The sequence below is a fragment of the Streptomyces sp. NPDC006265 genome, from assembly GCF_040613555.1.
Taxonomy (GTDB): Bacteria; Actinomycetota; Actinomycetes; order Streptomycetales; family Streptomycetaceae; genus Streptomyces.
Window position 1 is genome coordinate 1 of sequence record NZ_JBEXSH010000417.1, and the last position, 7756, is coordinate 7756.

Sequence of the window (7756 nt, forward strand, 5' to 3'; positions counted from 1 at the left end):
GAGTACGTCCAGTACGAGGGCTTCCGGCCGGCACGCCGAGAGCACGCACCGGACGCCGCTCCTCAACGGGCAAACGTTGCCTGCCGCGGCACTAGTCCTCGTACAGGGGCGTCCACTGCGCCCGGGCTACCGCCTTGCGCAACTCCTCCTCCGTGGCCTGGGGGGCCACCCCGTCCTCGACGGCGGCGAGGGCCGCGGCCAGGGCGATCTCGCGGGCGGACTCCCGCATACCGGTCAGCGGCGGCAGCAGCGGCACCGGCACGTCGTCGCCGTCCGTCGCCCGGACCGCGCACCGCGCGACGGCCCGGGCGGCGGCCACGAGCATGCGGTCCGTGACACGGGTGGCCCGGCTCGCGGTCACCGCGAGGCCCATGGCCGGGAAGACGTACACGTTGTTCGACTGCGCCACCGGCACCTCGCGCCCGTCGACGGTCAGCGGCGGGAAGGGCGAGCCGGTGGCGATCAGCGCCCGCCCGTCGGTCCAGCGGGTGAGGTCGGCGGGCTCGGCCTCGGAGTGCGAGGTGGGGTTGGAGAGCGGGAAGACGACGGGCCGTTCGCAGGTCGACGCCATCTGCCGCACGATCTCCTCGGTGAACGCGCCGTGCGCCGTCGACAGTCCGATGAGCGCCGTCGGCTCGACGCGGCGCACCACTTCGGCCAGACCGGTGCCGTCCCAGTCGGACACTTCGCTCTCGTCCCGCGCGAACACCCGCTGCTGCGCGGTCAGTTCGGAGCGCGATGACACCAGCAGGCCGTCGACGTCGAGGATCCAGAACCGGGCCGTCGCCTCGTCCTGGGGCAGACCCTCGTCGACCATGGCCGTACGGATCATGTCCGCGACGCCGATGGCGGCCGACCCCGCGCCCAGGATCACCACGCGCTGCTCGGGCAGCGGGGTGCCGGCCACGTCCGCCGCGGTGGACAGGGCGCCGAGCGTGACGGCCGCGGTGCCCTGGATGTCGTCGTTGAACGTGAGCAGCCGGTCGCGGTAACGGGCGAGGATCGGGTGGGCGTGCGCGGTGGCGAAGTCCTCCCACTGCAACAGCGTCCCGGGCAGTTCGGCCTCCACCGCCGAGACGAACGCCTCGATCATCTCGTCGTACTCGGCGCCGGTCAGCCGCCGGTCGCGGCGGCCCAGGTAGCGGGGGTTGTCGAGCAGGGTCTCGTTGTCGGTGCCGACGTCCAGCAGGATCGGCAGGGTGCGCGCGGGGTGGATGCCGCCGATCGCCGTGTAGAGGCTCAGCTTGCCGATGGGGATGCCCATGCCGCCGACGCCCTGGTCGCCCAGGCCGAGGATGCGCTGGCCGTCGGTGACGACGATGACGTCCACGTCGTGGTCCCGGTGCGGGCGGTTGCGCAGGATCTCCCGGAAGCGGTGCCGGTCCTCCCAGGTCAGGAACAGACCGCGCGGCCGCCGGTAGATCTCGCTGAACTTCTGGCAGGCCTCGCCCACCGTCGGCGTGTAGACGACGGGCAGCAGCTCCTCCAGGTACTCGGTGACCAGACGGTAGAAGAGGACCTCGTTGGTGTCCTGGAGCTGCCGCAGGTAGATGTGCCGGTTGAGGGGCTTGTCGTAGCCGTGGAACGCCTCGTAGGCGCGGGCGACCTGCTCGTCCAGGGTCTCCACGGCGGGCGGCAGCAGCCCGTCGATGCCCAGCTCCTCGCGTTCGCGCCGGCTGAAGGCGGTGCCCCTGTTGACCAACGGGTCGGCCAGGGTCGTGACGGCGGGGCTGGTGGTGGGGCGGGGGTCATGCGTCGGCTGATCCATGGGGTAACGCCTTCCCGTGACGCGCCGGTTCGTGCGGGTGACGTGTGCCATCCGGATGAACCACCGGCCTCGTGAAAACGTCCCCCGGCCACCGATGAGTTCCGCCGTGCAACCCCGTCTCCATCTCCGTAGGCCCTACCGAGCCCAACACCCCGCAGGAGACAGTGACATGAATGTGACGACGCCTCAGACCCAGGCCGCGCGGACCGGGTCCCGGAGCATCTCCGGCTTCCTCGCCGCGCGCCCCGTATGGCTGGTCGGCATCGTGGCGACCCTCGCCGGAGCCGTGGTGACGGAGGCGTTCGCGCTCGTCGCGCGGGCCGCCGGTGTCCCGATGGAAGCGGCGAGCCCCGGAGCCACGGAGGCCGCGGAGATCCCGGTCGGCGGCTTCTTCGGCGGGGTGGTGTTCTGGTCGGTCGCCGGAATCGTCCTCGCGGTCGTCCTCGCCCGCTGGGCCGGGCGGCCCGCCCGCACCTTCACGGTGACCACCGTCGCCCTCACCGCGCTGTCCCTCGCGGGACCGGCCGTCGCCACGCACACCGCCACGTCCACCCAGATCGTCCTGGCCGGGTCCCATGTGGTGGCCGCCGCGGTCATCGTCCCGCTGCTGGCGGGCAGGCTCTCCCACGTGCGGCGCTGAACACGCCCCGCCCCCGCCCTCCACATCACCGACACGGGCCCGTCGCGCCTCGGCGCAGACGGGCCCGTCGCCGTCCTCCTCGGCCCGAGCCACCCGTCCGCGGCCTCATGCCACCCCGAACGGTCCAATCCCGCTGCGCCGGAGGAGGCGACCGTGGATGACCGGTGTGACCGTGGTGGAAGGAATGCGCGTGCACACGGTGACGAGGAGGCACGATGGCGGAGGCACTGGCCGACGGCGGCACGAAGAGCGCTGCCCAGAAGGGTGGCGCGGGCCCGTCCCCGGGCCTCTTCGAGCAGCTCGGCGCCGTCGCCGACGCCGTCCTCTACGAGGGCTACCTCCTGTACCCCTACCGCCGGTCCTCCACCAAGAACCGTGTCCGCTGGCAGTTCGGCGTGCTGTTCCCCCGGGACTGGGTGGAGGCGGACGGCCCCGTCACTCCCGGTGTCTCCGGCTCGGCCGACTCCTGGTACCAGCAGACCGAGTGCCTGCTGCGGGTCCGGCGGCCGGACAGCGCCCGCGTACGCGTGCGGGTCCGCTACCTCCAGATGCAGCGCAAGCAGGTGGAAGAAGCAGGCCGGCACGTCGAGTCGCTGCACGGCGACGACGGCACGGTGCATCTCACCTTCGACGAGGCCCTGCCGCGCGAGTGCGAGATCGAGGCCCCGCTCGACGAACTCCTCCAGGGCGGACGCACCGTCACGGTGGGTGCCGCGGCAGGGGAGGACGTCGAGCCGCTGCCCGACGACGCCGGACGGGTGGTGCGCAGCCGCGAGGAGATCCGGGCCGAGACCGCCGTCATCGCCGAGCGGCTCTCCGACGGCCTGTGCCGGATCCGCGTACGGACCACGAACACCGCGCCCGCGCCGCCGCCGCGCACCCCACGGGACGAGGCTCTGCGCCGGGCCCTCATCGCCACCCACACCCTCCTCGGCGGAGACGGGGTGGAGTTCGTCTCGCTGATCGATCCGCCGGCGGACCTGGAAACACCCGTGCGCGCGTGCCGCAACGAGTTCACCTTCCCGGTGCTCGGTGGCGAGGCCGGCGACACCGGACCCGTCCTGCTGTCCGCGCCGATCATCCTGCCCGACCACCCCCAGGTCGCCCCCGAAAGCCCGGGAGACCTGCACGACGCCGCGGAGATCGACGAGATCCTCACACTGCGCACGATGCTGTTGACCGACGAGGAGAAGCGCGAGGCACGGGCCACCGACCCGCGGGCGGCAGCGATCCTCGACCGGGTCGACACGATGCCGCAGGAGGTCTTCGAACGGCTGCACGGCGCCGTCCGCTCCCTGACACCGGCCGCCCCCGCCACCGCGTCCGCCGACCGGTCGCCCGGCGCTGTCGGCTCTCCGGCACCGGCCGCCCTCGCCTCGGTGTCCGCCGACCGGCTGCCCCACGCTCTCCGCCCCCCTGCACCGTTCACCCCCACGGCGTCCGCCGACCGGCCCGCCTGGTGGCAGGAGGGCGCCGACGACGGTCTCTCCCCGACCAGCGACACCGTGCTCGTCGACGGTGTCCCGCTCGGCGGCGGCAGCCGCGTACGGCTTCGCCCCCGGGGACGCGGCGCGGACGCCCAGGACATGTTCCTGGCCGGGCGGACCGCCGAGGTCGCCGCCGTCTTCCACGACGTGGACGGCAGCGTGCACCTCGCCGTAACCCTCGACGACGACCCGGCCGCCGAACTGAACAACTGGTACGGCCGCTTCCACTACTTCCGGCCCGACGAGCTCGAACCGTTCGAGCACGCCGGATCCCCGGACGAGCCGTCGGCACCGGCTCCCGCCGCAGCTCCACCGCGGCACACGTCCGACTCCGAGACCCCCGCAGCGGAGGCCGAGTGACATGACCACCCACAGCAGCACCGCCGAAGTCAGCAAGGAACCCGAACGGTCCGAGGACCGGAAGGGCATAGACGAGATCACCATCCTCTGGATCTCCGAGGGCATGAGCTGCGACGGTGACACCGTCTCGCTCACCGCCGCCGACCAGCCCTCCATCGAGGACCTGGTGCTCGGCCTGATCCCGGGCCTGCCGAAGGTGAACCTGGTCAACAAGGTGCTCTCACCCAGCCTGGGCGGCGAGGACTTCCTCGCGCCCTACCGGGCGGCCGTACGCGGCGAACTGGGCCCCTTCATCCTCGTCATCGAGGGCTCGATCCCCAACCAGAACATCATCGAGGGTGACGGCTACTGGACGTCCTTCGGCAACGACCCGGAGACCGGCGAGCCGCAGACCCTCAACTGGTGGATCGACCAACTGGCACCCAAGGCCTGGGCGGTCGTCGCCGCCGGCACCTGCGCCACCTTCGGCGGCATCCACGCCATGTCCGGCAACCCGACCGGCTGCATGGGCCTCGCCGACTACCTGGGCTGGGACTACACCTCCCAGGCCGGGCTGCCGATCGTCAACGTGCCCGGCTGCCCGATCCAGCCCGAGAACTTCATGGAGACCCTGGTCTGGGTCCTCTACCACGCGGCCGGCTCCGCACCCCCGCCGCCGCTGGACCACATGCTGCGCCCGCAGTGGCTGTTCGGGAAAACCGTCCACGAGGGCTGCGACCGCGGCTCGTACTACGAGCAGGCCAGCTTCGCCAAGGACTACAACTCGCCCAAGTGTCTGGTCAAGACGGGCTGCTGGGGCCCGGTCGTCAACTGCAACGTGCCCAAGCGCGGCTGGATGGCCGGCATCGGCGGCTGCCCCAACGTCGGCGGCATCTGCATCGGCTGCACGATGCCCGGCTTCCCCGACGCGTTCATGCCGTTCATGGACGAGCCCCCCGGCGGCGCCCTGTCGTCGCTGGCCATCAAGCCGTACGGGGCCGTCATCCGCAGGCTGCGCGGCATGACCAACGAGCTGGTCAACCACGAGCCCAGGTGGCGCCACAACAAGCGCAAGCTGACCAGCGGTTACGACCCGCACTGGCGCGCCTGATGAAGCCCACCGAGCACACCCCCCACCCCCACCCCCACCCCCACACCACCGACAGCGAGGGGCAGTACCGCAGATGACCACCACCGAGGCCCGGCCCACGGACCGCAAGCCGCCCCAGCTCGTGGACATGTCCTGGGATCCCATCACACGGATCATCGGGAACCTGGGCATCTACACGAAGATCGACTTCGCCAACCGGGAAGTCGTCGAATGCCACAGCACCTCGTCGCTGTTCCGCGGCTACTCGGTGTTCATGAAGGGCAAGGACCCGCGCGACGCGGGCTTCATCACGTCCCGGATCTGCGGCATCTGCGGCGACAACCACACCACCTGCTCCGACTACGCCCAGCAGATGGCCTACGGCGTCAAGCCGCCCCCGCTGGCCGAGCACATCGTCAACCTCGGCGAGGCCGCCGAGTACATGTTCGACCACACGATCTTCCAGGACAACCTGGTCTTCGTGGACTTCTGCGAGGCGATGGTCAAGGCCACCAACCCCGGTGTCCTGGCCCGCGCCGAACGCACCGAGGCACCCCGCGGCGAGATCCACGGCTACCGGACCATCGCCGACATCATGAAGGCCTTCAACCCCTTCGAGGGCGAGGTCTACAAGGAGGCCCTGAAGGTCAGCCGGGTCACCCGCGAGATGTTCTGCCTGATGGAGGGACGGCACGTCCACCCCTCCACGCTGTACCCGGGCGGCGTCGGCACGATGCCGCAGCCGACCGTCTTCACCGACTACCTCAGCCGCCTCATGCGGGTCATCGACTTCGTGAAGAAGGCCGTCGCCATGAACGACGACGTCTTCGACTTCTTCTACGAGGCACTGCCCGGCTACGAGGAGGTCGGCCGCCGCCGCACCCTGCTGGGCTGCTGGGGCGCCTTCCAGGACCCCAAGGTCGTCGACTACCGCTACGAGACGATGAACACCTGGGGCAAGGCGATGTACGTCACCCCGGGCATCATCGTCGACGGCGAACTGGTCACCAACAACCTTGTCGACATCAACCTCGGCCTGCGCATCATGCTCGGCAGCTCCTACTACGAGGACTGGGTCAACGAGCAGCCCTTCGTCACCCACGACCCGCTCGGCAACCCCGTCGACATGCGCCACCCGTGGAACCAGACCACCGTCCCGGTGCCGCAGAAGCGCGACTTCGACGACAAGTACAGCTGGGTGATGAGCCCCCGCTGGTTCGACCAGCGCACCGGCGACCACCTCGCCCTCGACACCGGCGGCGGCCCCCTCGCCCGCCTGTGGTCGACGGCGCTCAGCGGCCTGGTCGACACCCCGTACATCAAGGCCACCGGCCACAGCGTGCGCATCTCACTGCCCAAGGGCGAGTCGCTGCCGGAGACCACCCTGGAGTGGCGCATCCCGCAGTGGAGCAACACCATCGAACGCGACCGCGCCCGGCCGTACTTCGTCGCCTACGCGGCCGCCATGGCCCTGCAGTTCCTCGAAGAGGCCATGGGCATGGTGCGCGCGGGCGAGACCAAGGTGTTCGAGAACTACGAGGTGCCCGACGAGGCGATCGGCTGCGGCTTCCACGAGGCGGTGCGCGGCGTCCTCTCCCACCACCTGGTGATCAAGGACAAGAAGATCGCCAACTACCACCCGTACCCGCCCACCCCGTGGAACGCCAGCCCCCGCGACAAGTTCGGCACCCCCGGCCCGTACGAGGACGCCGTCCAGGGCCAGCCCATCTTCGAGGAGAACGGGCCGGACGACTTCAAGGGCGTCGACATCATGCGCACCGTCCGCAGCTTCGACCCCTGTCTGCCGTGCGGTGTGCACATGTACGTCGGCAAGGGCAAGACGCTGACCACCCTGCACTCGCCGACGTACGGGGCGAACCATGGCTGAGGCCGCCACGGCACGGCTGGCGGACCCGGACGTCGAGGCCCGGCTCGCCCGGCTCGACCAGGCTCTGGACAGCCTCGAGTCCGCCCCCGGCCCCACGACCCGCACCGCGACCGAGGCGGTGGCCCTGCTGACCGAGGTCTACGGCGAGGCCCTGGCCCGCGTGATGGACCGGGCGGGCGAGCAGCTGGCCGAGCGCCTGGCCGAGGACGAGCTCCTGGGGCACCTGCTGGTGCTGCACGACATCCACCCCGAGCCCGCCGAGCGCCGGGCGGCCCGCGCGGTCGAACGGCTGCGGCCCGCCGTACAGGAACGCGGCGACGACGTGGAGTGGGCCGGGGTGGAAGGGCAGGTCGCCCGGGTGCGTCTGACCACGGGCGGCGGCGGATGCGGGTCCGGCTGCGGCGGCGGAGGTGACGAGGTCACCGACGCGGTCCGCGCCGCGGTGCTCGCCGCGGCGCCCGAGCTGACCGCGGTGGAGCCCCTGACCGAGACGCGCCGCACATGGCGATCCAGATCATGGGAAACGACATGCGGGTGGTCCACA

The 7756-nt window shown here is 71.2% G+C and carries 6 protein-coding genes; 5 read left to right on the forward strand and 1 reads right to left on the reverse strand.

What is annotated here, in order from left to right; genetic code table 11:
- Positions 1-91: 91 nt before the first annotated feature.
- Positions 92-1768, reverse strand: a complete 1677-nt coding sequence (locus ABZ281_RS28735; RefSeq protein ID WP_356660077.1) for an NAD-dependent malic enzyme — start codon at positions 1766-1768, stop codon at positions 92-94.
- 169 nt (positions 1769-1937) lie between these two features.
- Between ABZ281_RS28735 and ABZ281_RS28740 the strand changes: the two genes are divergently transcribed.
- The 5 genes from ABZ281_RS28740 to ABZ281_RS28760 form a co-directional block, all read left to right on the forward strand.
- On the forward strand, positions 1938-2408 hold the full coding sequence (locus ABZ281_RS28740) for a DUF6069 family protein (RefSeq protein WP_356660079.1): 471 nt from the start codon (positions 1938-1940) through the stop codon (positions 2406-2408).
- Positions 2409-2623: 215 nt separating this feature from the next.
- The gene (locus ABZ281_RS28745; protein WP_356660081.1) at positions 2624-4255 is read left to right on the forward strand and encodes a hypothetical protein; all 1632 of its coding nucleotides are present in this window, start codon (positions 2624-2626) and stop codon (positions 4253-4255) included.
- Position 4256: 1 nt separating this feature from the next.
- On the forward strand, positions 4257-5345 hold the full coding sequence (locus ABZ281_RS28750; RefSeq protein ID WP_356660083.1) for a hydrogenase expression protein HypE: 1089 nt from the start codon (positions 4257-4259) through the stop codon (positions 5343-5345).
- A 73-nt stretch (positions 5346-5418) separates the two neighbouring features.
- Complete coding sequence (locus ABZ281_RS28755; RefSeq protein WP_031111156.1) at positions 5419-7212, forward strand: nickel-dependent hydrogenase large subunit; 1794 nt, start codon at positions 5419-5421, stop codon at positions 7210-7212.
- Positions 7205-7756, forward strand: a 552-nt coding sequence (locus ABZ281_RS28760) for a NifU family protein (protein WP_356660085.1), incomplete at its 3' end; no start/stop codon positions are given. The genes ABZ281_RS28755 and ABZ281_RS28760, both read left to right, overlap by 8 nt.

Coding starts and splice junctions, on each gene's coding strand:
- ABZ281_RS28735 (WP_356660077.1), bottom strand. CDS start 1,768: ATGGATCAGCCGACGCATGACCCCCGCCCCACCACCAGCCCCGCCGTC.
- ABZ281_RS28740 (WP_356660079.1), top strand. CDS start 1,938: ATGAATGTGACGACGCCTCAGACCCAGGCCGCGCGGACCGGGTCCCGG.
- ABZ281_RS28745 (WP_356660081.1), top strand. CDS start 2,624: ATGGCGGAGGCACTGGCCGACGGCGGCACGAAGAGCGCTGCCCAGAAG.
- ABZ281_RS28750 (WP_356660083.1), top strand. CDS start 4,257: ATGACCACCCACAGCAGCACCGCCGAAGTCAGCAAGGAACCCGAACGG.
- ABZ281_RS28755 (WP_031111156.1), top strand. CDS start 5,419: ATGACCACCACCGAGGCCCGGCCCACGGACCGCAAGCCGCCCCAGCTC.